We start from the raw sequence: 22790 nt of genomic DNA, 5'->3' as shown, positions 1-22790 counted from the left end.
CATGGCTTCAGGCATTTTCAACGAGATACAATACGCTCGATATCCTTTTAATTTAACAAGTCAATCGGCAATCAACATGTCTGGTCGAAAATCAAGAAAACAGAAATACCCACTTGCGCCAATGCCTGTTGTTTGTTAGAAAATGTTATCTACCAAATCAATTCCTAGGAAAAGGGAGGGACCTGTGAAAAAGTGTCCATTTTGCAAGGAAGAGATCCAAGATGAAGCTTTAAAGTGCAAACACTGTCATGAATTTCTTGATTCTAAGCCTGAACGAAAAACGGTAGAGCAAAGAGAATCAGATGGAGCTGATGTCAAAGTTGCTGCAAATCCTGTTAAAAAAGGCGAAACTTTAGCTAAACTTAAAAAGCTTATTCCTCTTCTCGGATGGGTATTTGGAGTTCTTTTTTTTATCGGTGGTGTATCTGCAATTTTCCAAGGAAATCTCTTGGGCGTATTCATATTACTGATTTCCATCATAATAATTCCGCCCATCCCAAAAATGATAGGAGAGTTTTTTGGAAGGGACATTTCTTTTCCGGAAAAAGCTATTTCTGTGATTTTGCTTTTATTCTTCGTTGGCTTTGTAACGGATGGTAATCAGAATACACATGAGGATGTGAATAAGTTTCATAGTTCAAATCAAAACAAAATAAAAAATTTGGATGATTATCAAAATGAATTGAAAAAACTTGATGAAGATTCAAAAATAATACTTAAACAGATGCAACAAGCTATTGATATGGGAGAATTCTATGCTAATAAAAATTATGGGAAAAAACTTTTACATAGAAATACAACTGCAATAGAAAATGAGGGAAAGCAACAAGCAGAAATAAATAGGCTAAAAAAAGAAGCTATTAAATCATACGAATCGGCCATTAAAATATACGATGAAATGCGAAAACTTGATCCTGGTTCATCATCATTTTATAACTTACAGATCGACAGTACTAAGAAGAGAATTTCTATAGTAGAAGAAGCCAGAATTAGATCATTGAATGATATTTCACGTGGTACTGTAAAAAGTAGAGTCTTTTGACAATATTGAAAACATTATGACTTCTTCTGCTTTCAACAGTTTATGCAACTAATTGCACTCATATTTACTAGATTGGCGTATTTGCAATACCTAGGCTAGGTCCTCAGGCGCTTTCAATGGAATGCAATACGTGTGGCAACTGGCTCCAAATCTCTTTCGACTGCCACCAAGCGGGTATCCCCTTCTTAAGCCTTTCTGTATACTCCTTCTTCTTCTGTTTGGTCAATCGCCCCAAGGTGGCTTGAGCACCCTCAAAACGGGCAAGGGCCAGGAAGAGCCCCCAAAGGGTGTCATCAGCGTAGTGCTGTTTAGGCGCCGACACGGTGAGTGGGGCAAAAGGGTTTTCTACTGAGTACAAGCTGGCAAAGGTTTCCTTTGGAAACAGCCTTATCTCTATCCTCAGTATGTCATTGTCCGGTAGAGGGATCTGCTGCTGTGGATCATAGTACTTCTTTGCATTGCTCGCTTTGATGGCCGGTATTCTGTCGTACACGGCTATTCTCTTGCCCGACTTGGTTTTTCCGCCCAAATATTCTGTCCGCCCGGATTTGGAGCGGATCACCTCGACATACTGGATCTTTGAGTAGTAGTAGTACAAGGCCCCGGCTTGCTCATGCGAAATGTCCACTGCGAAGTCGATACGTGTCACCTTGCCATGCTTCAGAAGGTGATCGAAATTATAGTGCGGATGATTCAACCAGTTAAGGTTTATGACATCCTTCAACATGCCCATGTCCACCTTGCCTGGATTGAAGTCGACCCTCAGAAAATTAGTGTCGGGAGCATAAGGTGAACATTGGATATATGCTCCCGTCAGCTTGTCTTCGACAGCCGAAGCGTAGGGAGGCGGTGACATCGGCAATCCTTGAATCCAGGAAGAGAGCTGGTAGCCGTTATAGGGCTTTGCACCTTCCTGTTTGAAGTTGCCCTTTATATGTTGTTGAACAGCCTTGGGGAGATCACAGGTCAGAGTCAGCCTGTCACAGATCAACGGATATACCTTTACATTGTATTCCGACTTGAGGAATTTGGTATGGATGGCGCCGTCTATAGCGTACTTTATGAAGGTTATCGTCATGTACTTTTTTTCTCCATTCCCCTTTCCTCCACTATCTCCCATAAACTCCCTATTAGAAAGGCTCCTTAAGCAACCCCCCAGGGGGGAACATGAACATCAAACACCAGCTGTTCTATGATAGGCTGGAGAGTATTTGGCTGATATTCCTTGCCATACAGACCCGTTGTTATTGACTCATCTTTATGCCCCACTATGGCTGCTATGAGTTCCTTCGCTATATGTTTCTGCTTCAGGTGATCCACCACCGTGTGCCTAAAACTATGGAAGGTCGTTTTGGGGTCGACCACTCCATTTCGCTTCCTGTATCTGCTGAACCACTTGCTTGCACCCTGGGAATAACCATCCCTGGATTTTTTCAGCTCTGGGAACAACCGCTTTTCTCCTTTGGCTCGTAGTGTTGCCGCATAATTTTCTATCCCAAATGCGATCAGGCGGCTGTGAACAGGTATCACTCGCTGACCTGATACTGTCTTCACCTTCTTGTCGTGCGAACTGTTGATGTCCAAAACCAAGATCCCATCCTTCTTGTAAATGTCGTCAAGGTACAGCTGGCATAACTCCTCAATCCTGGCCCCTGTAAACAACCCCAGAAGTGGTAGCCAGTAGTAATGAGGGTGCTTGAAGCCACCCTGTTGGTACTCCTTCGATAAAAATAGCTTGGTCAAATCCTCACCGGAAAAGGGCCATCGCTTTGAAATGTCTGATTCCTTCTCCTTTATCTTTACTCCGGCGAAAGGGTTGACTGAGACATGACCTTGTTTTTGAGCCCACTTGAAGAGCGAAGAAACCCGTGAAAGATATTGATTCACTTTGCTGATGGACAGCAAATGCTCGGCGGGTACCTTCATGGTCAGGATCTCAGCGATGGCCTTGTCCCTGTACAGAATTTTCTTACTCATGTTTGATGGTAGCTTCTGCAAGGTAGATTTGAAGTACCTTGACTCCTCGTATCCAACACCGGCAATCGGTCGGTCGTTTACCACCTTAACAAATAAGTCATACGCAGAGCGGAATTCAGCATGGGTTTTTTCTGTCCAATTACCCCCAGACATCATCTCATTACAATATTCCTCAACCACCTTGCTTAGGAGCGTGCCCTTTATTGACTGGATTACATCCTGGTCATTTTGAACGACTAATTTCTGCTCACTGTTAGTCGGGAAAAAACGAGCTTCACGGTTAATCTTTATCCGCTCCCGAGTAAACTGTATAATCATTTGCAATACCGCTTCACATACCCGCAAGTACTGATCATCTGATTGAAACGGTTCCTCATGCTCTTCGAAAATGGAACTGACCATTTCTTCAAGAAACTGGGGCAAGGGTATCTCCTGGCCATCAGCTTCACTGCGTCTTTCCCTCCCAAGTTTGGTCAGGGCATTTTGTAGATTGGGTAAAGTGAGTTGCTTCCACTCATTTTCAGCCCCAATGGAGTACGGCCCCCTCTTCCCCACTTTGGCTTTTTCTTCTGCAATCAATTGCAAAAGCTTGTGATCCAGAATTTTTCTGACCTTTTCCCACTCCACAATACCCAGGCCCCCAGATATACCTTGCTCTTCGAAACACACCCTCATAGCTCCACCAATATATTTAGCAAACCGAGGGTCTCGTGTTTTTAATGACCTCCTGTATTCCTGCTTGACATTACAATCTTTATCACAGACTGCTACTATAATACGAAAGTAAAAAATGTTGTGGCGTGAAAGATAGAGATACCTGTCCCCTAAACGCATAAAAGCTCCTGAAAATGGATCACATGATTGGATCACCATTTAACAAGAGCTTTCAGCCAGCACTTGATTTATGAATCATTTCAAGTGCCTATCAGTGAATTGGTGGAGGCGGCGGGAGTCGAACCCGCGTCCGCAAATGCTCCCCTCCCGTATCTACATGCTTAGTTCCGTACTTTAATTTTCGCGCCGGGAACTCAGTCGGAACATAGATTTCCTGGTGCTATCCTGTGAATCTCATCGAGTGACAGACAGGCAACCGTCACCAGACCAGCCCGTTGAGTCGGCGCTCCGTACCGGTCTTACGGGCGAAGACCGGGGGAACGGCAGAGCAGGGTATTAAGCTGCTACTGCGTAGTTATAATCGTCGGCGATTATAAGTTTTTTCCATCGGTTTTACGAGCAGACAGAAGCTCGGCATGCAACGTAGAGCTTACACATCCCCGTCGAAGCCGTTTCGCCCCCTTCTTCGGGTGTAGAGGTTGGTAACAAGAACTCCCGATTTTATTTCGGATTATGGCGCATGGCCCGCTGAACTTCACGATCGCTCTGTTTCTCCTTGAGCGCATCCCGTTTGTCGTACTGCTTCTTGCCGCGCGCAAGACCCAGTTCGACCTTGGCCTTGCCCTTCTCATTAAAATATATCTTCAAGGGGATCAAAGCAAGGCCCTTCTCCTTTAATTTTCCGATCAGCTTCCTGATTTCCCGCTTGTGGAGCAGCAGCTTCCGTACCCGCAGCGGCTCGTTGGGGTTGTGGGTGGCGAAGGTGTAAAACGATATGTGAACGTTGTACATCATGGCCTCGCCGCGATCGTTGATCTGGACATAGCCGTCCCGCATGTTCGCCTTGCCGGCCCGCAGCGATTTGACCTCCGGACCGGAGAGCACCATGCCGGCATCGTAGGTCGCCTCGATGTGGTAATCGTGATACGCCTTCTTGTTCTGGCAGACTACCTTCACAGCCATCTATTTATCCCTATCCTCTCGGTCCCCGATTGCTCACGTCTCCGCCGTAACCCGCAAGGCCTCTTCGACCGTCGTGATCCCAGCCTTTACCTTGCTCCAGGCGTCCTCGCGTAAGGTAGTCATTCCTTCGCGGATTGCAACTCGGCGCATCTCCAATGACGACTCCCCCTCTACCGTCATCTTCTTCAGCAGCGACGACATCGGGAAGATCTCGAAGATCGCACTCCGCCCCTTATAGCCGGTACCGCGGCATTCCCGGCACCCCTTGCCTCTCTTCAACTCGACCACACCGGTCTCCGATACCGGGAAGCCCATTTTCAGCAGGGCCTCGGATTTCATCTCAAAACTCTCGCTGCAGTCCGAACATATCCGTCGCACCAGCCGCTGGGCCATGCACCCGAGCAGGGTCGAGGCGATCATGAACGGCTGGAGGCCAAGATCGCGCAGACGGGTGATGGAGGAAACCGCATCGTTGGTGTGGAGCGTCGAGAAGACGAGATGACCGGTCATCGCCGCCTGAACGGCGTGCGCCGCCGTTTCCAAATCGCGGATCTCCCCGATCATGACGATATCCGGATCCTGCCGCAGGATATTGCGGAGAATGGTGGCGAAGGTGATATCGATCAAGGGCTGGACGGAGATCTGGTTAAACTCTTCGCAGACCATCTCCACCGGGTCCTCGACGGTGACGATATTGAGCTCAGGGGTTGAAACCTCCTTCAGGGTCGAATAGAGGGTGGTCGATTTGCCGCTGCCGGTCGGTCCGGTCACCAGGACGATACCATGCGGCGCCTCCATGAACGAGCGATAGACGGTCAGGTCGCGCTTTGAAAAACCGATCTGCCGGATATCCTGGAAGATCACATCGGGATCGAGAATTCGCAGGACCACCTTTTCGCCGAAGGATACCGGCACCGTCGACACCCGGATCTCCACGTCCTTCTCATGCCTCACACCGATCTTGATCCGGCCGTCCTGCGGCCGCCTCTTCTCGGCGATATCGAGACGGGCAAGAAATTTGATCCTCGAGGTGATCGCCGAATGGACCACTTTCGGCAGCCTGTAGATGGTATGCAAAGCCCCGTCGATACGGAACCGGACCACGCAGTTCGATCGTTTGGGTTCGATATGGATATCACTGGCCCGCTGCTCGAGAGCATAGTGAAAGATATGGTTGACGGCCTGCTTGATGTGCTGGTCGGAGGAGGCGATCTCCTTGGTCGAGGCGATCTTGACGTAGCGCTCGAGATTGCCGATATCGACCGAACCGCTGGCGGCGACGCCGAATTGGTCTTCGGCGGCACTGATGGATCGCTGAAAACCGAAGAATTCAGACAGGATCCGCTTGATATCCGACTTGGTGGCGATAAATGGCCGCACCGGCATCTGCACGACCTGCTCGATATCGGCCAGGACGGTCTGGCAGTCGGGATGATACACCGCAACCTCGAGGACGCCGTCCAGGATGTTGAATGGCAGGATCAGCTGCCGGATGGCGAAATTGCGCGGGATCTTCTTGGTGACGATCTCGATATCGAGATCGAGGGGGTCGAGTTTCTTGAACGGCAGCTTGCGATCGGCAGCCACCGCCCGCATGATCAATTCCTCGTCGACCGGCATCTTGCCCTCCTCCCTGACCGTGAGACCCAGAGAGACAATGATGTCGACCATATCCGGATAATTCCTGTCCACCCCGCCCTCATTGGTAAATTGCCGCAGGAGCTTCTGGCGCTGTTTACCTTTCCCCAGCAGGACAAGCTGGCGCTGATCGGACGTCAGCACCCGCCTCTGCTCAAGGATGTTGAGGAGGTCATCACTGTTCAAGAGATTCATGCATTTACCTTTTCAATCAACACATAGGGGTTGCGAATCCCCCACTATTCACTTTTGTCGGGTGTTTCGCAAGCATCTTCAGTCATATCGTCGAGTTCGGCATAATTGAATGGAACCCGCTTCCTCAGACACATCGCAATCCATTGATCAGGTTGAGCGGTTCCCTCCAGCCCGGTCGTCCGTACCAGGCCGGCGCTTGAGCGTCTCCTGATAGTTGTGACGGATAAACCGCTCGATCTGGGCCTGGTAATATTTCCGTTGTCCCGGATCGGCGATGATCGCCTGACGCTCGCTGGCAACCGCCTCCTCAACGAGATCATTGGCCCAATAGGCGGTGGCCAGGGTGTCGAAGATATACCCGCGCGGCTGGATAATCACGGCGCTGCGGGCCAGCGTCAACGCCCGTCCAGGATCCCGCAACGACGGATCGACGCTGGTCAGCAGCAGCCAGGCCAGGTTGTTCATGATCTCGGGGTTGGCCGGCTCCAGGGCCAGGGCCTGTTCGTAGGCCTCGAAGGCCTTGGCCTCCAACTGCCGGCTGACCATGAGGTCACCGAGCAGCCGTTTCCACAGGGCCTTTTCCGGCTCCTGGCGCGCCTTTTCGAGCAGCACGACCTCGGCGAAGCTCTCCTCATACTGACGGGCCAGCTGGGCCGTGGGAATCAGCTGGACCAGTCCGACCAGGGTCGCCAGAATGACAACATAGCCGATCAGGCTGTACCTGACCTTACGGTTGTGCCTCCCGATATTCTCCGGATCCTTTTCACTCTTTTCCAGACAGGCGATGCGCTCGCCGAGGCCGAAATGGTGCCAGCTCGGCTTGTCCCGGATATCACCGCTGAGGGCCGCAATCTTCTCGAAGGCCGAGATCAGGGCGTGGCTCGATCCCAGCACGGAAAAGACATGCAGATCCGCCTGGCGCTCGAAGTTACGGATGAAATATCCAAAGATATAACGAAAATAAATGATCATGACGATCAGCAGCGGGACCGCCCCGGCCAGGGTCAGGACAGTATCGGGGGATACCTGGCCTTTGGCCATCACCGAATAGAAAAATTCCCGCGACAGCAGCAGATAGATCAGCGGTTGGGCCAGGATGGCCGTTAAGACGCTGAAACCTCCGATCAGCAGGACATAGAGGAGGAGATGGCCTTTTTTGACGTGGCCGATCTCATGGGCCATGACCGCCTCGAGTTCCGCCAGGGACATGGTTTCGATGATGGCGGGGGTAAGCAGGACATACCTGAGTCCGGGAACGATGCCCATCACGCCGGCCGTCAGCGCCTGGCCTTCGAACAGCGGCCAGAGATACAACTCAGCCGAAAATTGCTGCCTGCTGCAGAAGCGGGTGAGATGCTCCTTCAACGGCCCCTCCGGGAGTTTTTCGCACCCCCAGAGGCGCCTGACGAGCGGTGGGAAAAAGAACATGACGAACAGCAGAAACACGGAAAAAAAGATGAGATCCCCCCATTGCGAGGCGAGGAGGGCATGCAGGGGCGGGGAGGGAACGAGGGCGGTGAGGTCATAGAGCAGCGACAGAACCACCCACGGCAGGACGATAGGCAGGTTGCTCTTGATATTGGAACCTATGAACACGGCGGCCGGGTAGCGACGGCCGAAGACCTTGCCGTAATTGATCCTGCCGATCCGCCACATCAGCGACAGATATGCCAGAAAGAGCGCGAGACCAAAAAAATTGACCATGGCCGGCAATCTGTTGCCGAACGAGAATACCGCCAGATAGTATTTGGCGTCACAGAGATAGAGGGTGGCGAGGAAGAAAAACAGGGCACCGATCATCAGCGTCCTCTCGGCCCTGAAATAACCGGCCGAAACGAAGGCATCCTTCCTGGCGAAGATATATCTGCATAACCGGTCATACCCCGCAAGCAGCATGACGCAGACGATCGCGGCCAGCCATCCCGGCAACAACGGAGCTTCAGCGGCGGCATCCATGCTGAAGAGGAAAATCGCCACCAGAAAGATCAATAAATTTGTATAGATCAAAGGTATCCCTGGATGAATTTTTGATTCTCACCGATGCTGCAGTGATGGATGTGAAACCCGTTCGTGCTCCTGCATTCGTTACAATAGGACCATTTTCCTTTCTTACCATCTCTTTCAGGCAATTACAGGCTTCAAAGCATACCCCCCGGCGGAGATTTTCAGCTTTCCCTCATCTTTGACCTTTTTTTATTGACTTTTGCTACTCACTTTTTTTATATAATATGTTTCTTTACCATTGGGGCGCATAGCTCAGCTGGCTAGAGCCACCGGCTCATAACCGGTCGGTCGTAGGTTCGAATCCTACTGCGCCCACCAATATTGATGAATCTGAACAGAAACGACAGGTTCCTTGAGAAACACACTCCTTGCGCGAAAATTCGGAGAGAGGAAAACACCTTCTCTCAGCGATACAATCCGGCACCGGAACATCCGGCGGCCAGGACGGACAAAAAGGTACACCCACCCGGGATGTACCTTTTTTTATTGTTCCGATTAATATTATTGTCTTATGCCGACACCGATCAGGGAAATCATTTCACGGCTTCATGAACATGCCCCATTGACGCTGGCCGAACCATGGGACAACGCAGGTCTTCTGCTCGGTGATATGGACCGCGTGGCCACCTCGATCCTGATCGGCCTTGACCCGACCGCTTCACTGGTCGAAGAGGCGATAGCCCTCGGCGCCGACACCATCATCACCCATCATCCGCTGATCTTCAAACCCCTTGCCGCGATCAATACCGCCGAGCCGACAGGCAGATTCATCGAGCTGGCCCTTTCCCACCGCATCAGCGTCATCGCCTGCCACACCAACCTCGACAGTGCCGCCAACGGCGTCAGCGACGCGCTGGCCAGGGTCATCGGCCTGAATACAGTGCACCCGCTCGTTGCCGGATCTTCCGCCGATGACCTGCATCAGGGCCTGGGAAGAATCGGCAGCTTCCCAGTGGCCGTCACCTCCGAAGACTTCCTCCGCAGGCTCGGCAAGGCTCTCCAGTTGCCGGCGCTGTTCATCGTCGGTCGACTGCCGAAAACCATAGCCACCGTCGCCCTCTGCGGTGGCAGCGGCTCGGATCTCGCCGCCATTGCCCGTGAGCGTGGCGCCGATATCTACATCACCGCCGAAATCAAACACCATACTGCGCGCTGGGCCGAAGAATACGGGTTCTGCCTGATTGAAGGGACCCATTACGGTACGGAACGCCATGCCGTCTCCCTGCTCGCCGATATTCTCCAGGCGGAGAATATGTCCCAAGATTGGAACATCATCATTCGCCAGACACTGACGGAGCACCATCCCTTCGTCTTAACACATATAGTTTGAATTTAACTGCCAAACCACACCCACAGGAGAACAGTCTTGAAAGATCATATAGACCAGCTCATCAACCTCCAGAGCATCGATCTGGAAATTGACCAGATCGAAAATGAGATGAAGACGCATCAAAGCGCCCTCGACGCCCGCATCGCCGCCCTTGCCGACAAGGAAGCCCTGATCGCCGATCTTCAGGAGCAGATCAGCGCCCGCGACAAGGAACGGCGCTCCCTTGAAGCCGAGGTTGCCGACAAGATGGCATTCGTCAGGGATCGCCAGTCGAAAATGATGCAGGTCCAGACCGGCCGTGAACAGACGGCCCTGCTGAAGGAGATCGAAGAGGGCAAAAAAAGCGCCAAGGAAGGCGAGGAGAAAATCGTCGCCCTCATGGAAGAGGTGGAGAAACTTGGTGCCCAGATCAACGAAGAGAAGAATCTGCTGAAGGGTGAAAAGGAACTCGTCGCCGAGGAAACCGAGAAGGTCCGTACCACGATCGAGACCATCAGCAAGACCAAGAAGGATAAGGATGCCCTGCGTCAGCAGCAGGCACAGGGTATCAAGGGGAGCGTCCTGAAAAAGTATACGACCCTTCGCGAACGGCGCAACGGCCTGGCTGTTGTCAATGTCCTGCAGGGCGTCTGCCAGGGGTGCTACATGAATATCCCGCCGCAGCGATACAACCAGCTGCTCAAGGGCGATCAGATGTTCGACTGCCCCACCTGCCAACGCATCATGTACCACAGGCCGGAAGAAAACTGATTGTCAGCCGCGGGCTTCACGCAATCCCCCGAAGCTTTTTTTCCTTTCATCTTTTGGGCGTTCCCACTACACTGACGCTGGAGCGGGTGCATGGTCGCTCCGGCCTCGTGCCGGAGAGGAAAGTCCGAACTCCGCAGGGCAGGATGGTTCGTAACACGAACGCCGGGCGACCGGGGGAAAGTGCCACAGAAAACAAACCGCCCGGTCGGATGACCGGGTAAGGGTGAAATGGCGAGGTAAGAGCTCACCGCCTCGATGGCGACACCGAGGGCAGGGCAAACCCCATCCGGAGCAAGACCAAATAGGGGGATGTTTGAGGGCGGCCCGTCCGATATCTCCGGGTAGGTTGCAAGAGATGCCGAGCGATCGGCATCCCAGTGAAATGATCATGGCCCTTCACCGGGTACAGAATTCGGCTTACAGCCCGCTCCGTTTTTTTTTCACGACAACGACTGACAACAACAGCATCAAGGGTGCATACCCGGTCAGCTTTTCCATCATCCGGTTCATCATCAAACGCCAATCATGCACGCGACAGCCGCCGCCATTATTCCCGCCGCGGGCAGCGGCACCCGGATGGGCCTTCATCATCCCAAGCAGTTTCATATGCTGGCCGGATCGCCGGTGCTCATCCACACGGTCAGGGCCTTTCTTGCCAACCCGGAAATCCACCGCTGCATCGTCGTCGTTCCCGAGGCCTGGATCGAAGCAACCCGTTCGCTGCTCGACCACTATGGGCTGGATCCGCGGCGACTCACCGTCTGCGCCGGCGGCAGGCGCAGACAGGATTCGGTCCGGGCCGGACTGGCCCACCTGGATGACGGGATCGATATCGTGCTCGTCCATGACGGCGCCCGGCCGTTGGTCGACCAGAATACCATCACCCGCTGTTGCCGTGCGGCACGGGAGCATGGCGCCGCCATCGCCGCCATCCCGGTCAAGGATACCCTGAAAAAGGTCGATGCCGACGGGGTCGTCCTGTCGACCGTCGATCGACAGGGTCTGTGGCAGGCCCAGACCCCCCAGGCGATGCGGCCTGCATTGCTGCAGCTGGCCTACAGCCTGGCAGGGAGCGAGGATGCGACTGACGAGGCCTCGCTGCTGGAACGGGCGGGAATCGAGGTCACCATCGTCGAAGGATCGGAAACGAACCTGAAAATCACCCGCCCGGAGGACCTCCGACTGGCGGAGATTATCATGAATTTGAATACGCCCCCGCCTCGGCTCAGGATCGGACACGGCTTCGACGCCCATCGCTTTATCGCCGGCCGCCCCCTGGTGCTCGGCGGGGTGACCATCCCCCATACGATGGGACTGGCCGGCCACTCCGACGCCGATGTCGTGACCCATGCCCTGTGCGACGCCCTGCTCGGCGCCATCGGCGGCCGGGATATCGGCCACCACTTTCCCGATTCGGATCCCAGATTTTCAGGGGTGTACTCGATCACCCTGCTGGAGCGGGTCATCGACCTCGTCCGCCTCAAGGGTCTGACCCTCGGCAATGCCGATATCACCATCGTCTGTCAGGCCCCCCGCCTCGCCGGCCACATCGCCGCCATGCAGGAACGGCTGGCACACAGTTGTGCCGTCGAGGCGGAGGCGGTCAACATCAAGGCGACCACCACCGAGAAAATGGGCTTTACCGGGCGGGAGGAGGGCATCGCCTGCCATGCCGTCGTTCTCCTGCACAATCACTCCAACCCCTCAGGATCTTGAAATGACCGCTGCCATAGAGAGAGAACGTCTGGCCTCAACCTTTACCGAACTCTGTCAGATCAGCACCCCTTCCCGCCGGGAAAGGCCGCTGGCTGACCACCTCGTCCGGTGTTTTACCGGTTTGGGGGCCGACGAGATATATTTCGACCAATCGGGCGCTCAGACCGGGTCCGACACCGGCAACCTGCTGATCCGTTTTGCCGGCAACGCCCCGGAGATCGACGGCCTGTTCTTCTCCTGCCATATGGATACCGTGGAACCGGGAGATAATGTGCAGGTGGTCAGGATCGGCGATACCTTCACCAGCGGCGGCGACACCGTCCTCGGCGGCGACGACAAGTCAGGCATTGCCGCCCTGATCGAACTGATGACGGTCCTGACCCGATCGGGAGCGCGGCATGGCATGATCGAGCTGGTATTCACCACCTGCGAAGAAATCGGCCTGCTTGGCACCAAACACCTGGAGTATTCCTGGTTGCGCAGCAGGTACGGGTATGCTTTGGATTCCACCGGGATCGACAAGATCATCATCGGGGCCCCGGCGGCCAATAAGATCAAGATCGATGTGCACGGCATCGCCGCCCACGCCGGCCTCAACCCTGAAAAAGGCATCAACGCCTTTTTCCTGGCGGCCAAGGCGATCGCCGAATTGCGGCTCGGCCGGCTCGATGAGCAGTCGACCTCCAACTTCGGCCTGATCAGGGGAGGTGTGGCCACCAATATCGTGCCGGACCTCATCACCCTCGAGGGTGAGGTCCGCAGCCATTCGGCGGACAAGCTCGTTGAATACACCCGTGAAATTGAAACGACGTTTCGCCGGACGGTCGAGAACTGGCAAAACCCCTTCGTCGAGCACCAGGGCCTTCCATCGGTGGATATCAAGGTCGAAAAGGAGTATCCAGCCATGCTCCTCGAACACACCAGTCCAGTTCTGGTGCGGGTGCGCCAGGCCGGCCGACAGATAGGCAGAGAGCTTGAATTCGTCGTGGCCGGCGGCGGCAGCGATGCCAACATCCTGTGCAGCTACGGTCTGCCGACGGCAATTGTGGCGACCGGAATGAATCGGGTGCACACCACCGACGAATGCCTGGACCTCAACGATCTGGTCAGCCTGACGGAACTGCTTCATGCCCTGGCGACCCATTCAGGGGAATAATCGCCGCCGGACCGTCAAGCCAGGTGGATCATGCCCCTGTTCCCTGCCGTGATCTCGCCGATCACGGCGCAGGGAAGTATATACCCGCGTTCCACCAACCCGCGAATAATCGCCTCCGCCGCACCCGGCGTCACGGCGATCAACAGGCCACCGGACGTCTGCGGATCGGAGAGACGCACCTCCAGATCAGCAGAGGCCTCGGTCCGATTGGCAATCCACTGGCCAAAGTGCTTGCGGTTGGAGTGGGCGCCGGCAGGCACGATCCCCATCCGGGCGAATTCCTCCGTTCGATCCAGCACCGGCACCTGCCGGCCGAACAGCCGCGCCGAGACGTCGGAGGCCTCCAGCATCTCATGGAGGTGCCCCAGCAGGCCGAAACCGGTGATGTCGGTGCAGGCATGTACCGCATCCTCCATGCCCGTCCGGGAACGGATATCATCCATCACCTCCGCCGCCAGCTTATTGAGGGTGACCATCACCTCGGTGATCCGTTCCTCGATTTCGCTTCCGGCCAGCCCTCCCTTGATGGCGGTCGACAGGATGCCGGTTCCGATCGGCTTGGTCAGGAGCAGGACATCGCCGGGACGGGCGCCGGCATTGAGCAGGACCTTGTCCGGATGCACCAGGCCGGTGACCGACAGTCCATACTTCAGTTCCGCGTCCTCGATCGAATGGCCGCCGACCAAAAGCGCCCCCGCTTCCTCGATCTTGCTCAGGCCTCCCTGGATGATCTCGCGGAAGACCGCGCGGTCCATGGTTTTGACCGGGCAGGCAAGGATGTTCATCGCCAGCAATGGTCTGCCGCCCATCGCGTAGACATCGCTCAGGGCATTGGCGGCGGTGATCTGGCCGAAGCGAAAGGGATCGTCAACGATCGGCGTGAAGAAATCGACGGTCTGGATCAAGGCGATCTCGTCGGTGAGCCGGTAGACCCCGGCATCATCGGAAGTTTCCGCCCCCACGATCAGATTCGCGTCACGCGGCAGATTGATCCCGCACAGTATCTGGCTCAGGTCCCCTGGGCCAAGCTTGGCAGCTCAGCCCGCTGCCTTGACCATTCTTGTCAGTTGTACCACGATATCCACCTTCTATCGAACCACGACGCTTCCCGTTTGTTCCGCACCACCCGGGAAACAAGCGAAAAATGCCGGTCTGATAATTTTCTTATTGAATTTCAATGCGACATATTATAAACATTTTATACTGGATTGCGAAAGGACGGCACAAAGATTGCACATTCTTTGTGCCTTTGTTGTTTATGCATTCTCGAATACACGGTGTGTCAGCACCGCCCGTCCCTCCGATTGTACATCTCAGACGTTCACTGAAGGTACCGCCATGCTACAGTATACCCCTCCCCTTGTCCATCCCATCGTCCCCGGACGGCCCACCCACGAATGCGGCATCTGCGGGATTTTCGGCCATCAGGATTCGTCCAAGCTGGCGTATTTCGGGCTGTACGCCCTGCAGCACCGGGGACAGGAAAGTGCAGGGATTGTCACCTCCGACGGCACCAGGGTCAAATGTCACAAGAACATGGGCCTGGTGCCCGAGATATTCACCGAGACCAGCCTGCAGCAACTCGAAGGCCATATGTCGATCGGCCATGTCCGCTATTCCACGACCGGCGCCTCGAACCTGACCAACGCCCAGCCGTTGATGGTGACCCACAAGGGCACCACACTGGCCGTCGCCCATAACGGCAACCTCGTCAATTCTCTGGAACTGAGGAAAAAACTGGAGGAGCAGGGGTCGATTTTCCAGACGACCATGGACAGCGAGGTGGTCCTCCATCTGATGGCCAGAACCGCCCATCTCGGCCTGGAAAAAGCCCTGTGGGAAACGTTCTCGGCCCTCAAGGGCGCCTATTCCCTGCTCCTGATGACACAGGATACGATGGTCGCCGTTCGCGACCCCGACGGTTTCCGTCCCCTCTGTCTCGGCAAATTAAATAATGGCGGTTGGATCGTTGCCTCCGAAACCTGTGCCCTGGATCTGGTCGAGGCCCAGTATGTCCGTGATGTCAAACCGGGGGAGGTGCTCATCTTCACCAACCAGGAGATTCTCTCCCTCTTCCCGTGGCCCAGACAGGACAGCCATTTCTGTATCTTCGAGCAGGTGTATTTCGCCCGGCCGGATTCCGATATCTTCGGCATCAACGTCTACGAAACGAGAAAACGCATGGGGGAGATCCTGGCCAGAGAAGCCGGAATCGATGCCGATATCGTCATGCCTTTCCCCGATTCCGGCAACTACGCCGCACTCGGCTATTCCCAGGCCTCGGGCATTCCCCTCGAAATGGGGATGATCCGCAACCACTACGTCGGCCGCACCTTCATCCAGCCAACGCAGTCGATGCGTGATTTCAATGTCCGGGTCAAACTCAATCCCGTCCGCTCCTTCCTCAAAGGCAAGCGGATCATCATCGTCGAGGACTCGATTGTCAGGGGTACTACGGGCAAGAGCAGGGTGCGGGCCTTGAAGCTGGCCGGGGTCAAGGAGATCCATATGGCGGTCAGTTGTCCCCCAATCCGACATGCCTGCTACTATGGCATCGATTTTCCCTCGCCGACGGAACTTATCGCAAACAACAGGAGCATCAAGGAAATAGCCGACCATCTCGGGCTGAATTCGCTGCATTACCTCAGTCTCGACGGCCTCGTCGAGGCGACCGGAATGAGCAGCAAGGATTTCTGCCTGGCCTGTTTCAACGGCAATTACCCCGTTGCTCCGGATCGTTCCTTTTTCAAGGATGCACTGAATAAATGCTGATCACTGCGGAGAGGAGTCACAGTCTGCAGACAACGCAGTTCTTGCCTTTTTTCTTTGCCTCATACATGGTCTGATCACCTCTCTCCCGCATCTGCCGCTCGTCAACGTCAAGCGGTAGTTCCCTGTTCCTGACACAGGGAACTACCCCGATGGAGAGGGTAGTTTTCCCGAGACTGCGCTCTATGAATTTCAACAGGATCCGCTGGATGATTTCCGTCGCCTGGTCGGCATTGGTTTGCGGGAGTATAACCGCAAATTCATCGCCGCCGATTCGAAAGCTCATATCGACGCTGCTGCGGGTGCATTCGCTAAATATTTCGGCAAGCGCCACCAGGACACCATCACCTTCCTGGTGACCATACGTATCGTTGAATTCCTTGAAATTATCAATATCGACGATCGCCAGGAAAATCTGATACCTCTGTCTGCTGGCCCGCTCCACCTCCTCGGGGAAACGTTCATCGAAGGCCCTTCGGTTCCACAGAGAGGTCAGGCTGTCAATCAACGATAACTGCTCCAGCCGTCGAACCAGGGATCGCTCGCGGAAAGCCCGTGTCAGTTTGGCCTCGAGTTCAGCCTGATCGATCGGCTTCTTGATGAAATCCAGGGCGCCCGCCTTGATCACATCCGCATACGTGGCCTTTTCGGAATAGCCAGTCGCCATAATCGCATCTGTATCTTTGTGATTTTCGACGATATATTTCAACAGTTCCAGCCCGTCCATATTCGGCATGACAATATCGGAAAATACGAGGTCGATATCGGTTGCCTTCAGTATCTGCATGGCTTCAATGCCGTCGCTCGCCCCCAGGCAATGGTACCCCAGCGAGGAAATCAGGACACTGAGTGTCATCCGCACCAAGTCATCGTCATCAACAACAAGGATGACCTCGGCCTTTTTTTTCCCATTCATCGGTGATTCTGACGTGTAGAGATTTTATCTTGCCCCCTTGAGTACTGCTCGGATAAATATGTACATATAAAACCCTCTAAAGTCCAGATCACACCATGTTTTTTGCTTGTTGCTGCGGCCCGATCTCACGAAGCCCCTTCAGCAGGGTCCGTGACCTTTTTTCTCCCCGTCCACCGATCCAGGTTGTAGCGCTTCAACTTCTTGTCCAGGCCCTGCCGCGAGATGTGCAACATCCCTGCCGCCTTTGTCTTGTTGCCACCGGCCTCCTTCAGGGCCTTTTCGATCAGACCGATCTCCACCTTCCTGACCTGGTCATCAAGGACCAATCCTGAACAATCCCCCTGCACTTCGTGCTGCTTGTGCACCTTATCACAGAAGGTGACGAGGTCCCGCGAGCAGCTGCTGGGTTGAATCACGCTGCCGTCGGGGGTAAGGGTGACAAGACGCTCCACTTCCTTCATCAGCTGCCGGACATTTCCCGGCCAGCTGTACCGTTCGAATGCATCAATGAGTTCTTCTGAAAACCCAAGCACTTTCCTCTTGAACCGTTTTTGTGTCTGCTCGAGAAAATGGAACGCGAGGGGGATGATATCCTCCCGGCGTTGCCTGAGAGGTGGGATGAGGATCTCGACCGAAAAGAGACGAAAAAAGAGGTCCTCCCGGAAGGCTCCGTTTTTTACCTCGGCGGCGAGATCTTTGTTGGTCGCACTGATCAGCCGCACATCATAATAAATGATCCTGTTGCTCCCCAGTCTGTTTCCTTCACCTTCCTGGATTGCTCTCAGGAATTTCGGCTGGATCTGTAACGGCATCTCCGCGATTTCATCAAGAAACAATGTTCCACCGTCGGCCTCCTCAAAACGACCCTTCCTCGCAACCTCAGCTCCCGAAAACGCTCCTTTCTCATGACCGAAAAACTCGCTTTCTATCAAGGTCTCCGGGATACACGCACAGTTGACCGGGACAAACGATCGCGACCGTCGCTCTCCACTTTCATGGATCATCCTGGCCACAAGTTCCTTGCCCGTCCCGTTTTCTCCCTGGATCAGGACGTGGATCGGGGCGCTGCTGACCACCCGGACAAGTTCAAGAACCTCGCGCATGGCAGGGCTCTCGGCAATCAGCATTGCACCACCGACGGACGTCCGCCCCAGTCTGTCCACCTCACAGTTCAAGTAGCCTGCAATCCTGAGGATCTCCTGGTTGAGGATGATTGATTCGATCGAAATGGAGAGATAGTGAGCGGCTTCTTCCAACTGCCGCAGGTCCTCGTCATCAAAAAGCGCGCCGCCGCTTTTATTGATCAGTTGTACCGCACCGGTCACCCCGTTTCCGCTTAAGCTTCGTATCGGACAGCAGAGCATATTACGACAGGTAAAACCTGTTTGTTCAGCCATGAAGAGGTGAAAGCCGTCATGCAGTTCGAGGTAATTATCGATATGGCTTCTACCCGAGCTGATAACACTTCCGACAATACTGCCATCCATCGGTGGTTCAATCTGCCGCTCGGTCAGACCAGTACCGAAGATTGAACAGATCTTCCTGCTTTCGATATCGAGGATGAAAATAGTACAACGCTCGACGGACATCAGCTTCGGGAGCATCCGTGTATAAAAGGTTACGAAGGCGCGATAATCATCGATGGCCCAGGAGTTGGCCACTTGAGACAATCGCTGCTGAAGTAGAGACAAATGCGTCCTGGAAGCGAGGGGCGGGTGAGAATGTTCGGGTACCATGTGTAAACTCAGTTAACGTGTACAAGGCATCAGGCGTGGCGGGACGTATCCGCAGGAAACACTTTTACAGTATTGAATCGATATGGGGTTGGAGTGAATCCATCAAAGAGCTCATCTCATCGATGGCTGCGGAACATGTGTTCCGAATTCCCTTCCCGGCACTCAATCCTTTTGTGTGTCTTTTTTGCTGGAACGACTCTACCGCATACTGCACCAGCGAGCAACGGATACTTCGTTTACACAGTTTCCTCCAGAAATGACTACTTTGTTTACATATTTCCCGACGGATGGTGTTCGGAGTTTACCATGTCACCTCTCCTCGCCGTTCCTGCATTTTGGCTATCACGATACTTATCCTCCCGTTATATCATGTATATTTTCCATGACCCATCGAAAGAAAGGGAATATTTTCTGCAGATGACGATAGAATCGGCGCACTGGCACACAATATGCTTGACCTTTGCAATTGCAGTGATGTACCAGTTCAGCGACACACTCGAGTTGGGGGGGACCAGCTCTGCACCGCGGGGTTGTCGGTTGGATCTTTATCGAGATAAACCTTTCTACTCCGACAGGTTTGTATTTGGAAAATCAAACAGCCAAATGACAGATACAAGAAAAAATCATGAAAAGAGAAATGGAGAAGTTGCAGCCTGCGTCAAAAATCAATGAGAAAAATCTGCGATTCAGGGAAATTGGGATAGGGTTCATCATGATCCCTCCCTCTCATGACATGCCCAAGGGGCGACGACTGATCACCGCCTACGCTGATCAATACAATCGATCATATGTTTTGACTGACGGAAGATACGAACTGATAACGGAACAGCACAGCTATCTGGCAATGGATTGAATCCGTAACCTCCAAAACCCCTTTGACGTTAAGTAAACAGAATCAGCCTCCAGCTTATCTGCATTGAATGACTTTCAACAGCAGGAAGGGATGTTCACTTGCCCCCCCTGGCACTATCCGAACCATTCCGGAAACGCGTTGATTTTGATTTCAATGCAGATTTTTTTTAATCGCCAACCTTGATCCGATGAGGGTTCACTGAATTCTTTGAATCGTCAGCTCTTGTTCTACTGCCATGGAAACAAGGGCATGATCAATGTCTTTCCTTGCCACTACTTCGTACACCATCATTGCCGAGCCATTGTCATCGATTTCCCGCATACCCCAGGGATGAGCCAGTACAAACGGTTTAACCAACTGGTATGTCGATTCTCCAATCAGAATCAGGTCTGATTTCTGTCGTGTCAGTTCCTGTATCCTGAAAGTCTCGTTGACCACATCACCGATCGCCGTGTATTCCATTTTGCGATCAAATCCAATATTGCCGACAATGGCCTCACCGGTGTTCAGGCTAATGCCGATCTTCAGCGGAATGCCGCACCGTTCAATCGACAACCTGCTCACTTCATGAATGGTCTTGATCATTTCGATCGCCGCGAATACGGCGTCGAGGGCCGGGTTGGAGGTGGTTAGCGGTGCCCCGAAAATAGCGAGAAAACCATCGCCGAGATATTTATCGACCATGCCCTTGTTGCGGAGAATGATACTCCCCATCTTCATATAGAAGTAATTCAAAATTTCGACGACCTCCTCGGTTGCCGAATTCTTCGACATTTCGGAATACCCTCTGATATCGATATTGAAGACCGTGATCACTTTCCTCTCGCCTATAACCATTTGTTCATGCTCATCTTTTTCCAGAATATTATTGACGATTTCCTTTGGCACATATTTTTGGAAAATAGTTCTGATGAAACGCTCTTTTTCAACCAGTCGCGACGTCTCGGTATATAATCGATTATTTTCAAGGGCGATCGCCGTCGATGAAGATACCGCCTTCACCGTCCGCAGATCATCATCACTGAATTTTCCCACTTTATTGATCAGTTGCAATACCCCGATAACCCTCCCATTACTGATCATCGGGATACAGAGGGTGCTCCGTGTTGTGACGCCTGCTCTCGCATCAATTTCAGATAGCAGATGAGGCGATGCCTGAATATCATGGTTCACCAGCACTTCGCCGGTTGTCGCAACCCATCCGCAGATACCTTGCCCAAGGTTGACCTGCAGCCCTGCGACATTTTCCCCTGTTACCCCCTTCGCCGCTTGAACGGTGAGAACGTCACGGTCAAGCAACATGATCAGGCCCGCCTCGGTCCCAATCAGCTTCACCACCATCTCGAGGATGTGATGGAGCACTCGCTTGATATCAAAGGCTGACGATGTCAATGCCACTCCTACCCGGTTCAATATCTCCAATTCATTGCTTTTCCGTTTTTCTTTTGCCAGGAGCCGGTTCTGCTCAAGAGCAATTGCAGCTACCGAGGCAGACATCGTAAAATATTTCTTATCCCGTGTCCCGAATGCGGATGCATTTTCGGCGCCGAGACAAATCGCCCCAAGAATACGACCATTGAGATGGAGACAATGGATCATGCACGACCGAAGCTCGAGCTTGGCAAACATCTGTTTCTCGAAATATCCTTGTTTGCTTTCCAACTCATCACAATCCAGTCGGCCCATCATATCTATCGCCCGTTGAAAAAGCGAAGAGGCCCTGTTCAGCTTGACAACCCGTCCTATCCCTTCAGTATTTCGATGAATATTATTTTCAAGCCGCAATTCGCCAGTGAGCGGATCCAGAAGCGCCAGCCCCAGCCATTGGGCAGGATAGAGATCAAAAAGTGATGAGGCGATGACTGAAAAGAGTTCGGTTTCATGCAGATCCGAGGTAATAACCCGCAACATGGTCAGAACCGCGTTGAGCTCCCTACTCATCTCCTGCTTCCGCGCCCGTATTTCGTTCATTCTGACATTGCAGCTCATTGTATGGAACATTACCGAGAGGAAGTTCAAAACTTCACTGTCCCAATCCTGGTTGCACCCGGCCGTCACAATTGCGACCGCATTCTGGCCGCTCCCGAGGTTGAAGGAGACTGCTGCCACACTGTTGCATCGCGGTGAAAAGACCTTGTCGAACAGAGGATCCTCTTTGCCAAACAAAAGTCCGTGTGGTTTAGCAAGTGTGCGCTCTCCGATACGGCGGGAAAGTTCCTTCAAGCCTGGAAAATCTTGTAAAAAGACCTTGCCTCTTAGATAAATGCAGGAGACCGCTTCAGCCTTATCGTGTTTTCCAGGAAAGAGCAAAACAGCCCCCCCCATTGCTCCCGTGGCGCCGATCGCCTTTTCCATCGCCATCGAAATTAACGCCTGGGGCCCGGAATCCAGGAAATCGAAACTACTGAGATCCATGATTCCTTGCATTTCCAGGGTCCGGCTGGACAGGGCGGTATGCATCTGTTCCAGCTTCCGAATCATCTCCTCTGTCAAGCGGGCGATATTGCTGAGTTCACTCTCTCCGGTCCGACAGGACAGGATGGATTCGGAATTTGACTTTCCGGTCAATTTTGCCTCTATATTCATAATGCTGTGAGCAATCTGCTTGAGAATTGCATATGCTCCCAGAGAAACTATGAGTATCCCCAACAGGCAGTACAGCAGTTCTTCGCTATCGAGGAAACCGGAGGATAACCCGAGAAAGCCAAAACCGAGGAGCGATCCCAGAAACAAAAGTGAAAAGGCCAGCGTGAGTCTGTAAAAAACGCTATTTGATTGTAGGGAAACAAACCTCTCAAACCTTTCCTTCGCTGATATTTTCTCTGCCGATCTCACAACATCCGCCTTAATTGATATATTTCCCTGCCCCTGTTGTACGGTTTTCCTTCGCTTACTCTATTCCTTCACAGCG

The 22790-nt window shown here is 53.2% G+C and carries 16 protein-coding genes, 1 tRNA gene and 2 other RNA genes; 9 read left to right on the top strand and 10 right to left on the bottom strand.

The annotated features are described in order from the left end of the window. The first annotated feature begins 184 nt into the window (after positions 1–184). Positions 185–1042, top strand: coding sequence for a hypothetical protein (locus ACWGKN_RS15930; RefSeq protein WP_452095609.1), 858 nt, complete (start codon positions 185–187; stop codon positions 1040–1042). A gap of 103 nt (positions 1043–1145) precedes the next feature. On the opposite strand, the gene ACWGKN_RS15925 is transcribed toward ACWGKN_RS15930, so the two are convergent. The 6 genes from ACWGKN_RS15925 to ACWGKN_RS15900 all read right to left on the bottom strand — a co-directional run bounded on the left by ACWGKN_RS15925 (position 1146) and on the right by ACWGKN_RS15900 (position 8656). Then, positions 1146–2162: a hypothetical protein gene (locus ACWGKN_RS15925; RefSeq protein ID WP_452095608.1), complete on the bottom strand. Its 1017-nt coding sequence runs from the start codon at positions 2160–2162 to the stop codon at positions 1146–1148. A gap of 23 nt (positions 2163–2185) precedes the next feature. Further along, positions 2186–3853 (bottom strand): site-specific integrase, encoded by a 1668-nt coding sequence (locus ACWGKN_RS15920; RefSeq protein ID WP_452095607.1) that lies wholly within the window; start codon positions 3851–3853, stop codon positions 2186–2188. A gap of 100 nt (positions 3854–3953) precedes the next feature. Continuing rightward, positions 3954–4315, bottom strand: a transfer-messenger RNA (tmRNA) gene (ssrA, locus tag ACWGKN_RS15915). A 39-nt stretch (positions 4316–4354) separates the two neighbouring features. Beyond that, on the bottom strand, positions 4355–4816 hold the full coding sequence (gene smpB, locus ACWGKN_RS15910) for an SsrA-binding protein SmpB (RefSeq protein ID WP_035226800.1): 462 nt from the start codon (positions 4814–4816) through the stop codon (positions 4355–4357). A gap of 33 nt (positions 4817–4849) precedes the next feature. After that, positions 4850–6649, bottom strand: coding sequence for a GspE/PulE family protein (locus ACWGKN_RS15905; RefSeq protein ID WP_035226798.1), 1800 nt, complete (start codon positions 6647–6649; stop codon positions 4850–4852). Between the two features lie 147 nt (positions 6650–6796). Continuing rightward, the gene (locus ACWGKN_RS15900; RefSeq protein ID WP_452095606.1) at positions 6797–8656 is read right to left on the bottom strand and encodes a M48 family metalloprotease; all 1860 of its coding nucleotides are present in this window, start codon (positions 8654–8656) and stop codon (positions 6797–6799) included. A gap of 238 nt (positions 8657–8894) precedes the next feature. On the opposite strand from ACWGKN_RS15900, the gene ACWGKN_RS15895 reads away from it, so the two are divergent. The 6 genes from ACWGKN_RS15895 (at position 8895) to ACWGKN_RS15870 (ending at position 13605) form a co-directional block, all read left to right on the top strand. Then, positions 8895–8971 (top strand) — tRNA-Ile (locus ACWGKN_RS15895). Positions 8972–9164: 193 nt separating this feature from the next. Then, entirely contained in the window at positions 9165–9983 is an 819-nt protein-coding gene (locus ACWGKN_RS15890; protein WP_035226795.1) for a Nif3-like dinuclear metal center hexameric protein, read from the top strand. Between the two features lie 36 nt (positions 9984–10019). Continuing rightward, complete coding sequence (locus ACWGKN_RS15885; RefSeq protein ID WP_452095605.1) at positions 10020–10733, top strand: zinc ribbon domain-containing protein; 714 nt, start codon at positions 10020–10022, stop codon at positions 10731–10733. A 78-nt stretch (positions 10734–10811) separates the two neighbouring features. Then, positions 10812–11169, top strand: an RNA gene (gene rnpB / locus ACWGKN_RS15880) — RNase P RNA component class A. Positions 11170–11258: 89 nt separating this feature from the next. Further along, complete coding sequence (ispD, locus tag ACWGKN_RS15875; RefSeq protein ID WP_035226789.1) at positions 11259–12449, top strand: 2-C-methyl-D-erythritol 4-phosphate cytidylyltransferase; 1191 nt, start codon at positions 11259–11261, stop codon at positions 12447–12449. 1 nt (position 12450) lies between these two features. After that, positions 12451–13605, top strand: a complete 1155-nt coding sequence (locus tag ACWGKN_RS15870; RefSeq protein WP_424256169.1) for a M20/M25/M40 family metallo-hydrolase — start codon at positions 12451–12453, stop codon at positions 13603–13605. A gap of 14 nt (positions 13606–13619) precedes the next feature. Here the strand turns inward: ACWGKN_RS15870 and selD are convergent, their stop codons facing one another. Further along, positions 13620–14663, bottom strand: a complete 1044-nt coding sequence (selD, locus tag ACWGKN_RS15865) for a selenide, water dikinase SelD (RefSeq protein ID WP_424256178.1) — start codon at positions 14661–14663, stop codon at positions 13620–13622. Between the two features lie 280 nt (positions 14664–14943). Between selD and purF the strand changes: the two genes are divergently transcribed. Next, complete coding sequence (gene purF / locus ACWGKN_RS15860) at positions 14944–16377, top strand: amidophosphoribosyltransferase (RefSeq protein WP_424256170.1); 1434 nt, start codon at positions 14944–14946, stop codon at positions 16375–16377. 16 nt (positions 16378–16393) lie between these two features. Here the strand turns inward: purF and ACWGKN_RS15855 are convergent, their stop codons facing one another. Both ACWGKN_RS15855 and ACWGKN_RS15850 read right to left on the bottom strand, forming a co-directional pair. Further along, the gene (locus ACWGKN_RS15855; RefSeq protein WP_035226780.1) at positions 16394–17290 is read right to left on the bottom strand and encodes a GGDEF domain-containing response regulator; all 897 of its coding nucleotides are present in this window, start codon (positions 17288–17290) and stop codon (positions 16394–16396) included. A 125-nt stretch (positions 17291–17415) separates the two neighbouring features. After that, positions 17416–18981 carry a sigma 54-interacting transcriptional regulator gene (locus ACWGKN_RS15850; protein ID WP_452095604.1) on the bottom strand — a complete coding sequence of 522 codons (1566 nt, stop codon included), beginning with the start codon at positions 18979–18981 and terminating at the stop codon, positions 17416–17418. 670 nt (positions 18982–19651) lie between these two features. On the opposite strand from ACWGKN_RS15850, the gene ACWGKN_RS15845 reads away from it, so the two are divergent. After that, complete coding sequence (locus tag ACWGKN_RS15845; RefSeq protein WP_452095603.1) at positions 19652–19879, top strand: hypothetical protein; 228 nt, start codon at positions 19652–19654, stop codon at positions 19877–19879. Between the two features lie 195 nt (positions 19880–20074). On the opposite strand, the gene ACWGKN_RS15840 is transcribed toward ACWGKN_RS15845, so the two are convergent. Beyond that, positions 20075–22714 carry an adenylate/guanylate cyclase domain-containing protein gene (locus ACWGKN_RS15840; protein WP_424256173.1) on the bottom strand — a complete coding sequence of 880 codons (2640 nt, stop codon included), beginning with the start codon at positions 22712–22714 and terminating at the stop codon, positions 20075–20077. Between the last annotated feature and the right edge of the window lie 76 nt (positions 22715–22790).

Source organism: Desulfoprunum sp. (assembly GCF_053613775.1).
This window is presented reverse-complemented; position numbering and strand designations above follow the sequence as displayed.